The sequence below is a fragment of the Streptomyces sp. NPDC055140 genome (assembly GCF_053607285.1).
The window spans coordinates 239,487-255,775 of sequence record NZ_JBSGTG010000013.1; the positions used below are offsets into that span (position 1 = coordinate 239,487).

Here is a 16,289-nt window from a genome sequence, read left to right on the forward strand (position 1 = left end):
AGTGACCGAGCGTAGGAGTGCTCCACCTCGCTGGAGTAAGAGCGACACAGGAGCACGGTAAGAACGTGGTGGCCGGCAAACCTTCCTCGGTCATCGCGCCTCTTTCCCGGTGAAAACTGCCGAACAGCGCAGATGACGGCTGAAAGTTGAGGAAGACATGGGCCTGACGAGCCGGGCACTCGAGTACGCGACGGTGCTGGCCGCCCTGGTGTGTGTGGGGCTTGCGGTCTGGGTGTGGCCACGGCTCGCCCGGCGCGGGCCCGTGGCCGTGCTCGGCCGCCTCGGCGTGATCGGCGCGACCCAGCTCACGATCCTCACCGCGTTCGCCGTCGCCGTGAACACGAACTTCGAGTTCTACGGCTCGTGGGACGAGCTGCTCGGCCATGTCGACAAGGCGCCCGCCGAGGTCACGGCGCTCGGCCGGTCCGGCGTCTACTCCACGGTCGGCGCGGTGCGCGGCGGTCTGGTGCAGCCCGCCGGGCCGCAGGGCCTCGATCGGGTGAAGGGCATTCCGCGCGGGCCCGCGGCGCAGGTCGGCCGGGTGGAGTCGGTCAAGATCGTCGGACGGCGCAGCAGGGCCGTGAACCCGGCGTTCGTGTATCTGCCGCCGCAGTACTTCCAGAAGCAGTTCCACCGCCAGCGCTTCCCCGTGATCGTCGCGATCAGCGGCTACCCGGGCGGCATCATGAACCTCGCCCAGTACCTCCAGGTCCCGCAGACCGCCGACCGGCTGCTGAGAGCGGACAAGATCCAGCCGACGGTGATCGTGATGGTGCGCCCGACGATCGCGCCGCCCCGTGACACGGAGTGCGTGAACGTGCCGGGCGGCCCGCAGGCCGAGACGTTCTTCACGAAGGATCTGCCGGAGGCGCTCAAGCGGTCGTACCGCGTGGGTCACGACCCCAGCGCGTGGGGCGCTCTCGGCTATTCGTCGGGCGGCACGTGCGCGCTCCAGCTCACCCTGCGCCACCCCGGCGTGTACACCTCGGCGGCGGCACTGTCGGCGGACTACAGGATCGGCGACGACCTGACCACCGGCAGCCTCTTCGGCTCGGGTCCCGGCGCCGAGCAGCGGCAGCGCGAGCACGACCTCATCTGGCGTCTGGAGCACCTGCCCGTGCCGCGCGTGTCCGTCCTGGCCGCCAGCAGCAGGTCGGGGGAGAAGGACTACGGCGACACGATGAAGTTCCTGCACGCGGTGAAGCCGCCCATGACGGCGGCCCAGATCATCCTGCCGCGTGGCAGCCACCACTTCACGACATGGCAGCGGGAGATCGCTCCGGCCATGCGGTGGATGAGCGGCCAGCTGACGTTCCCGCAGGACACCGTGCACCGCCGGCCCACGACACAGGCCGCGAACCGGCCACACCCGTAGCCGCGCCTGCGTCGGTGTCCCGCCTGCCCGGGCCTCGCTTCAGCCCGACGGATCGCCCGTCACCGACGACCCGTTACGGTGGCCTGGCATCGGCGCCGCCCCGGCGCGCCTCCCCCGTCCGACCAGGAGCAGCCCTCATGCCCGAGTCCGCCGTGTCCGCCCGCCCCGCACTGGCCAGGCCGGGCGCGGCGCCCGGCGACGTGGCCGCCGTCTGGTCCGTCGTGACCGGCATGTACGAGGCGTACGCCACCGGGGACCGCGCCCAGATCGACGCCCGGCTCGACCCGGAGGCGACGATCTGGGACCCGGCCGCCGAGCCGCTGCTGCTCGGCAAGCCGGACCTGGACCGGGTGCGGGACGAGCGGCCCGAGTCCGGAGACGGGCCCGTGGGGAGCGGGCTTCGCCCGTACGACCCGGTCGTCGACGTCTTCGGTGACACGGCGGTCCTGCGCTACTGGCTGCGCGTCGCGTACGCGCCCGGCCCGGACGGCACCCCGCTCCGTCCCGAGCTGCTGCGGAACACGGCGGTCCTGCGCAAGGACCCCACGGTCGGCCGCTGGTTGATCGTGCATCTCCACGAGGACGTACGGCAGGCGGGCGGGGCGCCCGAGACCGCCGTCTAGCGCGGCGGGCCGGCCTTCTTGGCCACCAGGAGGCGGCACCTGGGGCTGCCGTCGGAGCGCTCGCCGAGTTCGGGCAGCGCCCGCAGCTCCACGTCGAAACCGGCCCTGACCAGCTCGCTCCGTACGTCGCCGAGGCGGAAGCCGCGGTAGTACATGACGAATGACGGCCGCCACAGCGCGTTGCGGACCCGCATCACGCCGTCGAAGGCCAGCATCGACCAGTAGCCGCGGGAGCCGGGCCGCGCGGGAGCCGGCACCGGGAACGCGAAGCGTCCGCCCGGCCGCAGCACGGAGTGGACCTGGGCGAACAGGGCGGGCCGCTGCCGCGGCAGGAAGTGGCCGAACGCCCCGAAGCTGACGACCAGGTCGAAGGCCGGGCCGAAGGGCAGCGCGAGGGCGTCGCCGCGCACCAGGTCCGCGCCGCTCCCGTGGGCCGTGCGGCCCGCCGTGAGCATGCCCGCGCTGATGTCGACCCCGACGGGCCGCTCGCGACACACCTGCGCCAGCACGCCGAACCCCGCGCCGGTCCCGCAGCACAGGTCGAGTCCGCGCTCGAAGGGGCCCATGCCGCGCAGGGCACGGGTCACGGGTGCGAGGACCGACCGGGGCGTACGGAACGGCGTGCGGTCGAACTTGGGGGCGAGCAGGTCGTAGCCGTGCTCGACGGAGGACAGCGCCTGGACGGCGAGCTCCCGGACTGTGGGCCCTTCAGGTGCGAACATCGGGGCTCAGCATAGGCCGCGCCCGGCGTCACGGAGGCTTTGCTCAAGGGGGCGAGCAGGGGTGAAGGGGCGGCTGAGAACGGCGGCCCGTGACGTGAGCCCTTGCGGGACGGCGCCCCCATGGTGTTACAGTGCGATTGGCACGTGTGCTAGCCGCCTCTTCGGCGCCGGTGCCAGTCTCCCTCTCCGAAATCGCCGCGACAGCGGGATTCGTCGAATCGATGTCAGCGATGCGCCAGGCGGCGCCGACGCGCCGTACCCCGCATCGCTTCTCCCCGGCCACAGGCTTCTCAGGGCTCTTCACGGGCTTCTTCGCCCGCCCGCCTCGCGGGGCGTGCAGTCACCGCCCCGCTCCCGCCGGATCCCACCTCACTCATGCTCTCGTACGAACGTCCGCGAAAGGACCGATTCCGATGACCACCACACTCGAACCCCCCACCACCACAAAGGCGTTCACGACGCAGCCGAAGGAGGTCGCGGTCCAGGCCGCGGGCGTCCTCGACACCTCGGGCAACGGGCCCGGGTTCCTGCGCCTCGCCGACCTCCTGCCGACATCGCACGACGTGCAGGTGCCGGCCGCCCTGATCCGCCGACTCGGCCTGCGCAAGGGCGACTTGATCCAGGGGACGTGCGGCAGGCCGCGCGCCCTCGCCGAGGTCGAGCGCGTCAACGGGCGCCCCGTCCAGGAGCTGCGCGGGCGGCCCCGGTTCGGTGACCTCACTCCCCTGCACCCGCGGCAGCAGCTGCGTCTCGAAACCGCGAAGGGCGGCGTGACGCCCCGCGTCGTCGACCTGTTCACTCCCATCGGCAAGGGGCAGCGCGGGCTGATCGTGGCGCCGCCCAAGACCGGCAAGACGGTGCTGCTCCAGCAGCTCGCCGCGTCCGTCGCCACGAACCACCCCGAGGCCCATCTGATGGTGGTGCTCCTCGACGAACGGCCGGAGGAGGTCACCGACATGCGGCGCTCGGTGCGCGGCGAGGTCTTCGCCTCGACCTTCGACCAGCCCGCGAAGGCGCATATCGCGCTGGCCGAACTGGCCGTCGAGCGTGCCAAGCGGCTCGTCGAGGACGGCCGGGACGTCGTCATCCTCCTCGACTCCCTGACGCGCCTGTGCCGCGCCCACAACAACACGGCCTCGTCCGGCGGCCGTACGCTCAGCGGCGGTGTCGACGCCTCCGCGCTGATCGGGCCCAAGCGGTTCTTCGGAGCGGCGAGGCTCGCCGAGGAGGGCGGCTCGCTCACCATCCTCGCCACCGCGCTCGTCGACACCGGCTCCCGCGCCGACGACTACTTCTTCGAGGAGCTCAAGAGCACGGGCAACATGGAGATCCGCCTCGACCGCACCCTGGCCGAGCGCCGGATCCACCCCGCCGTCGACCTCACCCAGTCCGGCACGCGCCGCGAGGAACTCCTGCTGCCCGAGGCCGAGTTGGCGGTCGTACGCGGTCTGCGGCGCGCGCTTCAGTCGCGGGACGGGCACGCCGGGCTCGAGACGCTCGTCGAGCGGATCCGGCAGACACCGGACAACGCGACGTTCCTGCGGCAGGTGCAGTCCACCGTTCCCACCGCGTGAGACGGCCTCCGTACAAGGTCCCGGGTCGATCGGCGCGGCAGGATGCGTAATACTCTCACTATGACTTCGAGCATTACAGCCCCGGGAAGCACGGGGGGCGGCGGGACGGTCCGGGTGCGCAGGGCGACCGCCCGCGACGCCAAGCGGCTGACCAGGCTCGTCCGTACGTCCCGCGCCTACGAGGCCCCGTACGCGTCGATGGTGGCCGGCTACCGGGTGGGCCCCGACTACATCGAAGCTCATCGCGTCTTCGTCGCAGTCGGCGCCGACGACCTGGTGCTCGGGTTCTACGCGCTCACGCTCGTGCCGCCGGAGCTCGACCTGATGTTCGTCGCCGACGCGGCGCAGGGGCTCGGCATCGGGCGGCTGCTCGTCGCCCATATGAAGGACGAGGCGCGCGCCGCCGGACTGACCTCGGTCCGCGTGGTTTCGCACCCGCCCGCCGAGGGCTTCTACCACAGCACGGGAGCCGTCCGCACCGGCACCGCAGCCGCCGATCCACCCGCCGTGATGTGGGACAGGCCCGAATTGGAGTTCCCGATCGGCTGACGCGCTCGCACTCCCGGGCGCACACTCGGGGTGGACGAGGAGGCCGGCTTGGACAACGAGGTCCGACACACCGACGCAGCCCACGGCACCGACGCGGTCCACGCGTTCGACGTCACCGTGGAGATCCCCCAAGGCTCCCGCAACAAGTACGAGATGGACCATTCCGTCGGCCGGATAAGGCTCGACCGGATGCTGTTCACCTCCACCCAGTACCCGGCGGACTACGGATACATCGTCGGCACCCTCGGGCGCGACGGCGATCCGCTCGACGCGCTCGTCCTGGTGGGCGATCCGACGTTCCCCGGCTGCACCGTCGAATGCCGAGCGATCGGCATGTTCGTGATGCGGGACGAGAAGGGCATGGACGAGAAGGTCCTGTGTGTGCCCGCGCACGATCCGCGCCATGCGGCTTTGCGGGACATCGAGGACATCCCCGAGTTCGACCGTCTGGAGATCACGCACTTCTTCGAGGTCTACAAGGACCTGGAGCCCGGCAAGTCCGTCGAGGGCTCGCACTGGGAGGGCCGCGACCTCACATACGCGGAGATCGCCGCCGCGCGCCGCCGGGCCGCCGCCCGACGGGACTGAAACCGGCCACGACGGCGCGCACGTGTCAGTGCGCGCCGTCCGTCGCGCAGTGCTCGAGCAGGTCCGCGGTCGCCGCGTCGACGACGCGGTAGCGCACGATCCTGCCCTCCTTCTCCCCCTCGACCACACCGGCCGCGCGCAGCAGCCGCAGCGCCTGCGAGACCGCCGGGTCGTTCATGCCCGTGGCCACGGCGAGATCCGACACGGCCAGCGGCCCCGCCCGGTACAGCGCGAGCAGCAGCGCGAGGCGCCGGGGATCGGCGAGCAGGGAGAACCGGTCGGCCCAGGCGCGGACATGTCCTGGCTCACCGATGGCGGCGATGGCCTCGCAGACCCGGTGGCCGTCGATCGTGCGGCGGCCGGCGCGCTCGGCAGGGACGAGATGCATGGCCCCATCCTCGCAGCCGCCGATGTGATCTTGAATACCCGCGCACACCTACGCAGCTGTGCAGCCTTGCAGGCGTCGCCGACCGGCCTCTACTGTGGGCGGGCCGTGGTGCTCGGGAATTCGGTGACGGTCCCTCAAAGGACCCAGACCGAAGCGGCCCTCGCCACTGTGATCGGGCCCCGGGTCCCTCGGCAACGAGACGACTCGGGACGCCTCGCCCCACCACGCCACTGGCCGCCGCGCGCAGCTGGGAAGGCAGGGGCGGACGCGGACACCCGTCAGCCAGGAGACCGGCCACGGCATCTCACGAAGTGATTCCACGAGGTGTTGGAGCGTGACCGCATGACCCTGTCCGTGAAGTCCCCGGAAACCGGACGCGACGCGTTCCACTGGCGGCGCGAGGACACCGTCCGCACCGCCGGGCTCCTGGCGGTGATAGCCGCACTCCATGTCGTCGCGTTCGGCGTGCTGTTCCTGCTCGTCGTCCCGGCGCACTACGAGGTGGGGTCGAAGGCCTTCGGCATCGGCCTCGGCGTCACCGCGTACACCCTGGGCATGCGGCACGCGTTCGACGCGGACCACATCGCCGCGATCGACAACACGACCCGCAAGCTGATGGCCGACGGCAAGCGCCCGGTGTCGGTGGGGTTCTGGTTCGCGCTCGGCCACTCCAGCGTGGTGGTCGTGCTCGCCGCGCTGATCGCCGGGGGCACCCAGCTCGCCGGGCGGATCATGAACGAGGGCTCCGCCACCCATCAGACGCTCGGCGTCATGGGCACCACCATCTCCGGGTCCTTCCTCTACCTCATCGCGGCGCTCAACCTCGTCGCCCTGGTGGGGATCCTGCGGGTGTTCCGGGCTATGCGCGCGGGCTCGTACGACGAGGCGGAGCTCGAACAGCACCTGGATTCCCGGGGGTTCATGAACCGGATCCTCGGCCGGTTCACCAAGTCCATCACCCGGCCGGGCCAGATGTACCCGCTCGGCTTTCTCTTCGGCCTCGGCTTCGACACGGCGACCGAGGTCACGCTGATGGTGATGGCGGGCAGCGGCGCGGCGGCCGGACTGCCCTGGTACGCGATCCTGTGCCTGCCGCTTCTGTTCGCCGCCGGAATGAGCCTGTTCGACACCCTGGACGGGACGTTCATGAACTTCGCGTACCAGTGGGCGTTCTCGAACCCCGTGCGCAAGGTGTTCTACAACCTCGCCATCACCGGCCTCTCGATCGCTGTCGCGTTCCTGATCGGCACCATCGAGCTCGTGGGCGTCCTGCACGACAAGCTCGACCTGCGAGACTCGGTGACCGGCTGGATAGCGGGGCTCGACCTGGACAACGTCGGGTTCATCATCGTGGGCCTGTTCGTCGTCGTCTGGGCGGCTGCCATCGGGTACTGGCGGCTCGCGAAGGTCGAGGAACGGTGGGCCGTGCGGACCTGATCCGGCGGGCCGCCGGGACCGGGACTCCGTAAGGTCGTGCGGGTGAGTGAAGCCAGCGTTCCACCAGCGGCGCCCGCGCCCGTGCCACGCAGGTCCGCCCTTCCCGCGGCCCTCACGGTCCTCACGGTCGTGAGCGGCTTCGTCGACGCGGTCAGCTATCTGGGCCTCGGCCGCGTCTTCGCGGCGAACATGACCGGCAACGTCGTCATCATCGGCTTCGCCGCCGCGGGCGCTCCCGGGTTCTCCGTCCTCGGGTCACTCACCTCCCTCGGCGCGTTCCTCGCGGGGGCCGTGTGCGCCGGGCGGCTGACCGGAGTGTTCGCCGGGCGGGCACGGGAGACCTGGGTGCGGTCGGTGTTCGTCACCGAGGCGGTCCTGCTCGCCGTGGCGACGGCCGTCGCCTTCGCGTGGCCGGGCGAGGCGACGTACGCGCTCATCGCCGTCCTCGCATGGGCGATGGGGCTGCGCAACGCGACCGTGCGCAAACTCGCGGTCCCGGAGATGACCACGACGGTCCTCACCATGACGCTGACCGGGCTCGCCTCGGAGTCCTCGCTCGCGGGCGGGAGCGATCCGCGGGCGGGGCGGCGGATCGTCTCCGTGGTGGCGATGCTCGCGGGCGCCGCGCTCGGCGCGCTGCTCGTGCTGCACCACGGTCTGGGCTGGCCGCTCCTCGTCGGCACCCTGCTCGTGGCGGCCGCCGCGGCCGGATATCGCGAGCCGGCCGCCGACGCGGACGGCATCCGATCGGCCTAACCCTGCGGGCGCCGCACGCCCGGGCTCACTAGCGTCCTGACCAGGACCGCAGCTCCCTCTGCCGCTGCGGCACAGGGACCGGAGACGCCTCATGTTCTGCCCGATAGCCACCGTCATCACGACGACCGCCTGCCTCACCGCGCTCGCGCCCGGGACCGCAGCCGCACAGCACCCCGTCGCAGCGCCCGCCTCGATGACCGCACCCGACGAGGCCGGCCGGGTCGACTCGGTGGGCCGGACCAACCCCTTGAGCCCCTCCGACGACGGGCCTCTCGACCGGGGCTCGGACGACGGGACCCGCAACCGGGGCTCGTCGGACGGCGGGACCCTCGACCGGGGCTCGGCGGACGGAACCCGCGACCGGGGCTCGGCGAACGGCGACTCCTACGCGGAGGCACGCCTCTCGCCGTCCACGACGGTGGGGGCCTCATCCACCGCCGAGATCACGGTCTACTGCGCCGGCGGCGGGCGCGGCTCCATCACGGCCCGCTCCCAGGCCTTCGCCGCCGGCTCCGTCACACTCCCCATGTTCGGCGGCGGAATCGGGCAGGACGGGCGCACCCAGTACCGGGGGACGGCACGCCTGGCCGGTGCGGTCGGGAGCAGTTCGCAGGTGTCCGTGCAGGGAGCGTGTCCCGACGGCAGGCAGTGGAGCACCCCGATGAACGTGACACGCGACGGCTATCGCGGCGCGCGCGCCGGAGTCGGCAGCACCGCGGACGGCGGCCTGGACCTGGGCCGGATCGGCTTCGGCGCGGCCCTCGTGGGCGGGGCCGCCTACGTGCTGTGGCGCAGGACGCGCGCCCCGCACGAGGACTGACCGGTCCATCCGCCAACCGTCACACACGAGGCAAGTGCGCCGTACGTCCGTTCCGCCCCTGACCAACCGCGCTTTGCCGACAATCGCCTCCATTGCGGCCGGCCGAACGGCACCCCCGAGGCTCCACATCCATGACGCAGCACTGCGCATCCGGCCGGGGTTGGCTGAAAACAGCCCCCCGGCAGTAACGCGCGAGCCGCTCAGGGCAGCCGTTCACCGGCCAACGCACAGGTGAACGCGCCCTGGCCCGAGCCCACTCACACCCGACCGCACCCAACACCCGTACACCTGTCCCCATTTGACGCACCCCTGGCGGCGAAGGCCGTTACCACGGCCCCCCGACAGGCTGGCGACTTCGCGACGAACTTCGCCGCCGGGCGCTCTGCGTTCATTGTCCCGGTTCTCTCACCGCGCGCGGTGGCTAGCATGAGCGCCACATACGTGCCGGAAGATCACCATCCCGTTGGTGGGACCGGCCGTGCGGCCGACCCGAGCCGATCGGCCACGACCTTCCCGCACGCAAGCACCGATGGGACCGCGGAATGCCAGTGCCTGCCCGCCCGAGGCCGCGCCGAACACCCACGTCGCGGCGCTCCACGCTCGCCGTCCTCTTCGCCGTCCTCGTGGTGGCCGGAGCGGCCGTCGGCGCGGTGACCGCCGCGGCTCCGCAGGCCGCCCGCACCTGGGTGCTCGTCACGCTCCTGGTCAGCTGGCTCTGCATAGCCGCCTCCCTCGTCACGGTCGCCCTGCTCCAGCAGCGGGCCCGTGGTGCCGTGGACGCCGCGCAGGGCGAATCGCTCGCGCTCCAGCAGCAGTTGACGCAGCGCGGGGCCGAGGCAGCCCATCTCGTGAACGTCACGCTCCCCTCCGTGTCGAAGCGGCTGCGGGACGGCGCGGGCGCCGAGGAGGCACTGGCCGCCACCGCGCCGCCCGCGGACCACCAACTGCGCCAGGCACTTGAGGCGTTCACCGCCGAACTGGACGACTCCGTACGGCGCGAGGCGTCCGCAGTGGCCACCGCTCAGGACACGGCCCGCCGGATCGCCCGCACCGACCACGACCTGGACGAGCTGGCCACCGCGACCCTGCCGGCCGCCGTCGCGGCGCTGCGCGAGGGCTCCACCGCCGACGCGGTCCTCTCCGGCCTCGACCACCCCGACGACGCGCACCTGCGCACCCTGACGGAGTCCTTCGTACGGGAACTCGCCACCAGCGAGCGGCGGGCCGCGGCCGCTCAGGCCGCCAGCGCCAAGGCCCTCAGCCGGGTGCAGGCCAAGTCGGTCAGCATGCTCGCCGATCTGCGGGACATGCAGGAGCGGCACGGCGAGGAGGTCTTCGGTGATCTGCTCAGGCTCGACCACAACACGTCCCAACTCGGCCTGCTCACCGACCGGCTGGCCCTCCTCATGGGCGGCCGCGCCAGCCGCGCGTGGAACAAGCCGATCGTCATGGAGAGCATCCTGCGCGGCGCGGTCGGCCGGATCGCCGCCTACCAGCGGGTCAGGCTCCACTGCGCCACGAACGCCGCGATCGCCGGCTTCGCCGCCGAGGGCGTGATGCACCTCCTCGCCGAACTGATGGACAACGCCGCGAACTTCTCGCCGCCCATCGACGAGGTCCACGTCTACGTCGAGGAACGCAGCGCCGGGATCGTCGTGACGATCGAGGACAGCGGCCTGAAGATGGCCGACGCGGCCATGCGGCGGGCCGAGGCCGCGGTGTCGGGCCGCGAGACGGACCTGGCCTCGCTCCAGGGCACCCGGCTCGGCCTCGCCGTGGTGGGCCGCCTCGCCGCCAAGTACCGGATGAGCGTGAACTTCCGGCCGTCCTCCCGTGGCGGCACGGGTGTCGTGGTCCTCCTTCCGCCGCAGCTGCTCGCCCAGCAGCGCGACCCCGCCCCGCAGCAGCCCCCGGTCCGCCGTGCCGCCGCCCCTACCGCACCTGCCGCACCTGTGACGGCGCCGGACCCCGTGCCGCAGACGTCCGACGACACCACACCCGGGATTCCCGCCCAGGCGGACCCGCCGTCCGCGACGCCGGGCGGCCTGCCGGTCCGGGCGCCGGGGCGCACCATGGCCTCGGCCGAACGCGACCGCAAGGACCGTGCCCCCGCCGAAGGCGGCGCGCCCGCGGAGGAGTCCGTGCGTGCGCCGCGCGACCCCGGTGCGCAGTTCGGCGCCTTCCACCGCTCGCGGCGCGCCCGCGACGAAGCGCCCGGCACGTCGCCCGAGGTGCCCCACCAGGCCGACGAGTCGCCGGCCGAGTAGCCCGCCCCGCTTCCCGCACGCGCCCGGGCACCGGCGCCCCCATCCCCCGTACGAGAACGTTTGATTGGAGGCACGGGCTGGTGACCGGTTCGCCGGGCACAACCCGCCCCACACGCCATGCGGACCACTGACAACAGCCTGACCTGGCTCCTGGAGAGCCTGCTGGACCGCACGCCCGGCACGCGCCACGCCCTGGTGCTCTCCCGGGACGGTCTGAAGCTGTGCTGGAGCGAGCATCTGACCCTCGACCAGGCCGACCAGCTCGCGGCCATCTGCTCCGGCATCCAGGCGCTCGCCCAGGGCGCCTCGGTGGAGTTCGGTGACGGGACGGGCGGTGTACGGCACTCGATGACCGAGTTCCACGGCGGTCTGCTGTTCATCGTCGAGGCGGGCGAGGGCGCGCATCTCGCGGTGATCGCCGAGGACGGCGCCGACCCGGGCGTGGTCGGCCACCGGATGAGCGAGCTCGTCGAGCAGATCGGCGAGCACCTGCGGGCCGAGCCACGGACAGACGACGGAGAGAGCGCTTCCTCATGACGCGCCGGCCCGTCGACACCGGTGACCCGGACCGGCTGTACACGGTCACGGGTGGCCGCAGCCGGGCCGACGACGACACCTTCGATCTGGTCACCCTGGTCGTCGCCGAGTGCGAGCCCACGCCGGGGATGCAGTCGGAACAGGTCCGCATCCTCGACATGTGCCGGCATCCGGCGGCCGTGGTCGAGATCGCGGCCGAGATGAAGCTGCCGATCACGGTGGTGCGCATCCTGCTCGGCGATCTCCTCGCGACGGGCCGCATCACCGCCCGGCATCCACGCGCGGCGCGGTCCGTCGCCTCGCTCCCCGACTCCGCCCTTCTCAAGGAGGTGCTGCATGGACTCCGCAACCTCTGAGCTGCCCTCCCGTACGCCGCTTGCCGACGTCGCCGAAACCGGGCTCAAGATCGTCATCGTGGGCGGGTTCGGCGTCGGCAAGACGACCCTGGTCCGGTCCGTCAGCGAGATCCGGCCGCTGAACACCGAAGAGGTCATGACGCAGGCGGGCGTCGGCGTCGACGAGCCTGCCGCAATCTCCTCGAAGATCACGACGACGGTGGCGTTCGACTTCGGGCGCATCAGCCTCACCGAGCGGATGGTGCTCTATCTGTTCGGCGCCCCCGGGCAGGAGCGCTTCTGGTTCCTGTGGGACCGGTTGTTCTCGGGAACGCTCGGCGCGGTCGTGCTCGTCGACACACGGCGGATGAGCGACTCCTGGTACGCCATCGACCGCCTGGAGCACCACAGGACGCCGTTCGTGGTCGCCGTGAACCGGTTCGACGGCGACGGGACCCGGTTCTCCCTCGACGAGATCCGCCAGGCGCTCACGCTGCCCGAGCACGTGCCGCTGATCGACTGCGACGCGCGCGTCAGGTCGTCGGGCAAGCACGTCCTGATCACCCTCGTCGACCACCTCTACGAACTGGCCATGGCCCGGGAGAAGACACCATGACCGACGCGACCCCGCCGCCCGGCTGCCCCGCCCACTCCGGCGCGGTGGCCCTCAGCGGCCTGGAGTACCAGCAGACCCCCTCGGAGCTCTACCGGTCCCTGCGCAGGGAGCACGGCGCCATCGCGCCCGTCCTGCTCGACGCGGACATCCCGGCGTGGCTGGTCCTCGGCTATCCCGAGGTCACGTATGTCACGAGCCACGACGAACTGTTCGCCCGGGACTCGCGGCGCTGGAACCAGTGGGAGCACATCCCGGCCGACTGGCCGCTGATGCCGTTCGTCGGCTACCAGCCGTCGGTCCTGTTCACGGAGGGCGCCGAGCACCAGCGGCGCGCGGGCGTCATCACCGAGGCCCTCGAAGCGGTCGACCAGTTCGAACTCGCCCGCGACTGCGAGCGCATCGCCGACCAGCTCATCGACGCGTTCGCCGGCAGCGGCCGGGCCGAGCTGATGGCCGCCTTCGCGCACGCCCTGCCGATGCGGGCGGCGGTGCAGTTCTGCGGGATGCCCGCGGGCAGCACCGACACCGAGCAGCTGGTGGACGATCTGCGGATCTCCCTGGACGCGGCGGAGGGCGACGACCCGGTGGCCGCGTACGGCCGGGTGGGCGCGCGCATCCAGCAACTGGTCAAGGAGAAGCGGGAGTCGCCGGGTCCTGACGTCACGTCACGGATGCTGGCGCACCCGGCGGGCCTCACCGACGAAGAGGTCGTCCAGGACCTGATCTCCGTCATCGCGGCGGCGCAGCAGCCGACGGCCAACTGGATCTGCAACACGCTGCGTCTGCTGCTGACCGACGAGCGGTTCGCGCTGAACGTCTCCGGCGGGCGGCTCAGCGTCGGTCAGGCGCTGAACGAGGTGCTGTGGCTGGACACGCCCACGCAGAACTTCATCGGCCGGTGGGCGGTGCGCGACACGCAGCTGGGCGGGCGGCAGATCCGGGCGGGCGACTGTCTGGTGCTCGGCCTGGCGGCGGCCAACACCGATCCGCAGATCTGGCCCGAGTCGCAGGTGGGCGCGGAGAACTCGGCCCATCTGTCGTTCAGCAACGGCGAGCACCGCTGCCCGTATCCGGCCCCGCTCCTCGCGGACGTCATCGCCCGTACGGCGGTGGAGACGCTGCTCGAGCGGCTCCCCGACCTGGTGCTCGCCGTGGAGCCGCAGGAACTGACCTGGCGCCCGTCGATCTGGATGCGCGGACTGACCGCGCTGCCGGTGCAGTTCACTCCCGTGTCGCACTGAGACCCGCGGACACACCACGCGGCCGGGACCGGTCAACTGCCGGTCCCGGCCGCGTGGTTCACGCAGTGACGGGGGTGAACTGCACCGGCAGGGACTGCGGGCCGCGGGTGAACACCCCTTGTTCCACCGGGTCGAACCCGTCGGCGAGCCGCACGCCCGGCATCGCGTCGAGGAGCTGGCCGACGCCGATCTCGACCTCGGCCTTGGCGAGCAGCGCGCCGACGCAGAAGTGCCGGCCGAGCGCGAAGGACAGATGGTCGGCCGCCGCCGAGAACGCGTTCGTGGCGGTGAGGTCCTCGCGGAAGATGTCGAAGCGGTCGGGCTCCGTGTAGCGGTCCGCGTCGCGGTTGGCGGCGCCGATCAGACAGGTGACGGTCGCTCCCGCGGGGATCGTGCCGCCGCTCACCTCCACGTCGGTCGCCGACTGGCGCATGATCATGTGGACGGGCGGGGTGTAGCGCAGCGTCTCGGAGAAGGCGCGGGCGATCAGCGTGCGGTCCTTGCGGACGGCGTCGAGCTGCTCGGGGTGGGTGAGCAGGTTGGCGAAGATGCTGGCGATGGCCTTGTCGGTGGTCTCGCCGCCGGCCGCGAGGAGCAGGCTGCAGAACGCCTTGATGTCCTCGTCGCTCATGCGGACGCCGTCGACCTCGGCGGCGCAGAGAGAGGAGAGCAGGTCGTCGCCGAGGTTGTCCCGGCGCTGCCGGATGATCGGGATCATGTACTCGGCGAACTCGACACGGGTGCGCTCACCGGCCGCCGCGACGTCCTTGTCCCCGGACAGGTTGCCGAGGAAGGCGATGACGGTGGTGTACCAGCCGTGGAAGCGCGCGTGGTCCGCCTTGTCCAGGCCCAGCATGTCGGCGATCACGTTGACGGGGAAGCGGGTGGCGTACGCGTCCACGAGGTCGACGGAGCCGGTGGCGCGGAACGTGTCGATCAGTTCGCGGGAGTTGCGCTCGATGACCGGCAGGAACTTCTCCTGGAGGTCGCTCCCGCGGAACGCGGGTGCGACGAGGGCGCGGCGGACCGCGTGCTCACGCCCGCTGAGCTGGAGGATCGTCTTGCCGTGCACCGGCTCGATCTGCCAGTTGTAGTTGTCTGTCGTGAACTGCGACTCCTTGTCCTTGAAGACGCGCTCGACATCGGCGTACCGCGAGATGACGTAACTCTGCGTGGCCTCGTGCCAGATGAGCGGAGAGTGCTCACGCATGGCCGCGTAGGCCGGGTACGGATTCTCGGCGAACTCCGGCGACAGTATGTCGGGGACCTGTGCGGTGGACATGAAGCTCCCTCGGTCAGTAACAGGCAACGCCCACCAGGTTATTGATCATCCGTCGGCGGAGACAGACCCCTCATGGTTTCGGTGCGGCGGTCGGCGTGGTAGGCCGGAGCGCTCAGTCGTCGGCGCGGCAGATGATGAAGTCGGGGAAGACGTGGCGGCCGGTCCGTTCGCCGATCTCGTCGATCGCGCGGCGGATGTCCCGCAGCTGCTCCACCGTCATCTCCAGCGGTGGCTCGTCCGGCTGACAGGTGGTCAGGACCGGGTGGTCGACGCCCGGCTTGCCGGTCATCTCGATGTGGCAGCCCAGCACATGGGTGACCGTACGGGTGGCCGCGAACTCGACCATGCGGTCGATGGACTCGGTGAACGCCGCCCAGTCCTCGACGTACAGCCGCCCGGGATACACCGTGTCACCGGTGAGCAGGAACCCCGTGTGCGGGTCGTAGTACGTGACGGCCGCCGCGTGGTGGCCGGGTGTGGCCAGGCACTCCAGCACGCGGCCGCCCAGGTCGACCCGGGCCACTCGGCCTTGGTCGTCCGCGAACCCGAAGAACTCCCAAGCGCTGTCACGATCCGCCCCGACCACGCGCGTGTGGGGCCGGTCGGCGAACTGGGCATCCGCCGCCACATGGTCCCCGTGGGCGTGCGTGTGCAGGACGAGGAGTTCGTAGGTGTCCCGGGGGTGCTCCGCCAGCCAGTCCCCGATGAGCCCGTCGACGACCCGGCGCAGGGGGAAGTACTCGGCGGACGCGGTGGCTCCCGTGTCGATGAGTACGGCGCGTGCGTTGCCGAACAGCAGAAACAGGAAGGGCGCCTCGTAATGCACGGCCATGTTCTGGCGCAGGATGACCGTGTGCTCGTCATAGGGGTGCACCTGGATGTCCGGGTCGGTGTTGTGCTTCGCCGACTCCGATCCATGGATCCAGCGCACGTCCAGCGCGTGCGGCACGGGCCCCTCTGTCACGAAGTCGACCTGCCGCGCGGTTCCACCCATTCCGCCTCCTTAAGAGAGTCGCCCTTCGGGGGCGTCGTTCTGGCCTTTGGACCGGGCTGGACGCGTGACGTGGGTAACGCGGAGGGGGTAGGGCCTGTGAAGCACCCCATAGGAGCCAGATCACATACTAGCGGTGGTAGTAGCTGGTGGGGCCGTCCCGGGGTGCACAGAAGGGGCCTCATGCG

At 71.4% G+C, this 16,289-nt stretch carries 17 protein-coding genes and 1 riboswitch; of the genes, 13 read left to right on the forward strand and 4 right to left on the reverse strand.

The features are described from left to right. Positions 1–157: 157 nt before the first annotated feature. Both ACWFR4_RS25020 and ACWFR4_RS25025 read left to right on the forward strand, forming a co-directional pair. Positions 158–1,375, forward strand: a complete 1,218-nt coding sequence (locus ACWFR4_RS25020) for an alpha/beta hydrolase (protein WP_453457896.1) — start codon at positions 158–160, stop codon at positions 1,373–1,375. Positions 1,376–1,512: 137 nt separating this feature from the next. After that, complete coding sequence (locus ACWFR4_RS25025; protein WP_382522015.1) at positions 1,513–1,998, forward strand: DUF4440 domain-containing protein; 486 nt, start codon at positions 1,513–1,515, stop codon at positions 1,996–1,998. Here the strand turns inward: ACWFR4_RS25025 and ACWFR4_RS25030 are convergent. Beyond that, complete coding sequence (locus tag ACWFR4_RS25030) at positions 1,995–2,720, reverse strand: class I SAM-dependent methyltransferase (protein ID WP_453457894.1); 726 nt, start codon at positions 2,718–2,720, stop codon at positions 1,995–1,997. The genes ACWFR4_RS25025 and ACWFR4_RS25030 overlap by 4 nt on opposite strands. 413 nt (positions 2,721–3,133) lie before the next feature. Between ACWFR4_RS25030 and rho the strand changes: the two genes are divergently transcribed. From rho to ACWFR4_RS25045, 3 genes are all read left to right on the forward strand, one after another. Further along, positions 3,134–4,294 carry a transcription termination factor Rho gene (rho, locus tag ACWFR4_RS25035; RefSeq protein WP_453457892.1) on the forward strand — a complete coding sequence of 387 codons (1,161 nt, stop codon included), beginning with the start codon at positions 3,134–3,136 and terminating at the stop codon, positions 4,292–4,294. A 60-nt stretch (positions 4,295–4,354) separates the two neighbouring features. Further along, positions 4,355–4,843 carry a GNAT family N-acetyltransferase gene (locus ACWFR4_RS25040; protein WP_453457891.1) on the forward strand — a complete coding sequence of 163 codons (489 nt, stop codon included), beginning with the start codon at positions 4,355–4,357 and terminating at the stop codon, positions 4,841–4,843. 153 nt (positions 4,844–4,996) lie between these two features. Further along, entirely contained in the window at positions 4,997–5,431 is a 435-nt protein-coding gene (locus ACWFR4_RS25045) for an inorganic diphosphatase (protein ID WP_453457996.1), read from the forward strand. Positions 5,432–5,456: 25 nt separating this feature from the next. Here the strand turns inward: ACWFR4_RS25045 and ACWFR4_RS25050 are convergent, their stop codons facing one another. Continuing rightward, the gene (locus ACWFR4_RS25050) at positions 5,457–5,819 is read right to left on the reverse strand and encodes an ArsR/SmtB family transcription factor (protein ID WP_376542193.1); all 363 of its coding nucleotides are present in this window, start codon (positions 5,817–5,819) and stop codon (positions 5,457–5,459) included. An 89-nt stretch (positions 5,820–5,908) separates the two neighbouring features. Then, positions 5,909–6,132, forward strand: a riboswitch (cobalamin riboswitch). A 29-nt stretch (positions 6,133–6,161) separates the two neighbouring features. On the opposite strand from ACWFR4_RS25050, the gene ACWFR4_RS25055 reads away from it, so the two are divergent. The 8 genes from ACWFR4_RS25055 (at position 6,162) to ACWFR4_RS25090 (ending at position 13,828) form a co-directional block, all read left to right on the forward strand. Next, a complete protein-coding gene (locus tag ACWFR4_RS25055) occupies positions 6,162–7,256 on the forward strand; it encodes a HoxN/HupN/NixA family nickel/cobalt transporter (RefSeq protein ID WP_453654611.1) in 1,095 nt (364 codons plus the stop codon). Positions 7,257–7,298: 42 nt separating this feature from the next. Beyond that, positions 7,299–8,012, forward strand: coding sequence for a YoaK family protein (locus tag ACWFR4_RS25060; protein WP_453457888.1), 714 nt, complete (start codon positions 7,299–7,301; stop codon positions 8,010–8,012). A 91-nt stretch (positions 8,013–8,103) separates the two neighbouring features. Continuing rightward, the gene (locus tag ACWFR4_RS25065) at positions 8,104–8,832 is read left to right on the forward strand and encodes a hypothetical protein (RefSeq protein WP_453654613.1); all 729 of its coding nucleotides are present in this window, start codon (positions 8,104–8,106) and stop codon (positions 8,830–8,832) included. A gap of 542 nt (positions 8,833–9,374) precedes the next feature. Next, a complete protein-coding gene (locus ACWFR4_RS25070) occupies positions 9,375–11,099 on the forward strand; it encodes a sensor histidine kinase (RefSeq protein WP_453654615.1) in 1,725 nt (574 codons plus the stop codon). Positions 11,100–11,216: 117 nt separating this feature from the next. After that, positions 11,217–11,636, forward strand: coding sequence for a roadblock/LC7 domain-containing protein (locus ACWFR4_RS25075; protein ID WP_326714400.1), 420 nt, complete (start codon positions 11,217–11,219; stop codon positions 11,634–11,636). Next, the gene (locus ACWFR4_RS25080) at positions 11,633–11,992 is read left to right on the forward strand and encodes a DUF742 domain-containing protein (protein WP_376252563.1); all 360 of its coding nucleotides are present in this window, start codon (positions 11,633–11,635) and stop codon (positions 11,990–11,992) included. The genes ACWFR4_RS25075 and ACWFR4_RS25080 overlap by 4 nt, the downstream gene beginning before the upstream one ends. Next, a complete protein-coding gene (locus tag ACWFR4_RS25085) occupies positions 11,973–12,587 on the forward strand; it encodes a GTP-binding protein (RefSeq protein ID WP_453654617.1) in 615 nt (204 codons plus the stop codon). Before ACWFR4_RS25080 ends, ACWFR4_RS25085 begins: the two co-directional genes overlap by 20 nt. Next, positions 12,584–13,828 (forward strand): cytochrome P450, encoded by a 1,245-nt coding sequence (locus ACWFR4_RS25090; protein WP_453654619.1) that lies wholly within the window; start codon positions 12,584–12,586, stop codon positions 13,826–13,828. The genes ACWFR4_RS25085 and ACWFR4_RS25090 overlap by 4 nt, the downstream gene beginning before the upstream one ends. Before the next feature lie 58 nt (positions 13,829–13,886). Here the strand turns inward: ACWFR4_RS25090 and ACWFR4_RS25095 are convergent, their stop codons facing one another. Then, positions 13,887–15,110, reverse strand: a complete 1,224-nt coding sequence (locus ACWFR4_RS25095) for a cytochrome P450 (RefSeq protein ID WP_453654621.1) — start codon at positions 15,108–15,110, stop codon at positions 13,887–13,889. Between the two features lie 112 nt (positions 15,111–15,222). After that, positions 15,223–16,104: an MBL fold metallo-hydrolase gene (locus ACWFR4_RS25100; RefSeq protein ID WP_453654623.1), complete on the reverse strand. Its 882-nt coding sequence runs from the start codon at positions 16,102–16,104 to the stop codon at positions 15,223–15,225. Positions 16,105–16,289 lie beyond the last annotated feature (185 nt).

Bases quoted from the DNA above. Each gene is read 5' to 3' on its own strand.
- ACWFR4_RS25085 (WP_453654617.1), top strand. From the start codon at position 11,973: ATGGACTCCGCAACCTCTGAGCTGCCCTCCCGTACGCCGCTTGCCGAC.
- ACWFR4_RS25075 (WP_326714400.1), top strand. From the start codon at position 11,217: ATGCGGACCACTGACAACAGCCTGACCTGGCTCCTGGAGAGCCTGCTG.
- ACWFR4_RS25040 (WP_453457891.1), top strand. From the start codon at position 4,355: ATGACTTCGAGCATTACAGCCCCGGGAAGCACGGGGGGCGGCGGGACG.
- ACWFR4_RS25055 (WP_453654611.1), top strand. From the start codon at position 6,162: ATGACCCTGTCCGTGAAGTCCCCGGAAACCGGACGCGACGCGTTCCAC.
- rho (WP_453457892.1), top strand. From the start codon at position 3,134: ATGACCACCACACTCGAACCCCCCACCACCACAAAGGCGTTCACGACG.
- ACWFR4_RS25045 (WP_453457996.1), top strand. From the start codon at position 4,997: ATGGACCATTCCGTCGGCCGGATAAGGCTCGACCGGATGCTGTTCACC.
- ACWFR4_RS25030 (WP_453457894.1), bottom strand. From the start codon at position 2,720: ATGTTCGCACCTGAAGGGCCCACAGTCCGGGAGCTCGCCGTCCAGGCG.
- ACWFR4_RS25025 (WP_382522015.1), top strand. From the start codon at position 1,513: ATGCCCGAGTCCGCCGTGTCCGCCCGCCCCGCACTGGCCAGGCCGGGC.
- ACWFR4_RS25090 (WP_453654619.1), top strand. From the start codon at position 12,584: ATGACCGACGCGACCCCGCCGCCCGGCTGCCCCGCCCACTCCGGCGCG.
- ACWFR4_RS25100 (WP_453654623.1), bottom strand. From the start codon at position 16,104: ATGGGTGGAACCGCGCGGCAGGTCGACTTCGTGACAGAGGGGCCCGTG.
- ACWFR4_RS25065 (WP_453654613.1), top strand. From the start codon at position 8,104: ATGTTCTGCCCGATAGCCACCGTCATCACGACGACCGCCTGCCTCACC.
- ACWFR4_RS25070 (WP_453654615.1), top strand. From the start codon at position 9,375: ATGCCAGTGCCTGCCCGCCCGAGGCCGCGCCGAACACCCACGTCGCGG.
- ACWFR4_RS25050 (WP_376542193.1), bottom strand. From the start codon at position 5,819: ATGCATCTCGTCCCTGCCGAGCGCGCCGGCCGCCGCACGATCGACGGC.
- ACWFR4_RS25080 (WP_376252563.1), top strand. From the start codon at position 11,633: ATGACGCGCCGGCCCGTCGACACCGGTGACCCGGACCGGCTGTACACG.
- ACWFR4_RS25095 (WP_453654621.1), bottom strand. From the start codon at position 15,110: ATGTCCACCGCACAGGTCCCCGACATACTGTCGCCGGAGTTCGCCGAG.
- ACWFR4_RS25020 (WP_453457896.1), top strand. From the start codon at position 158: ATGGGCCTGACGAGCCGGGCACTCGAGTACGCGACGGTGCTGGCCGCC.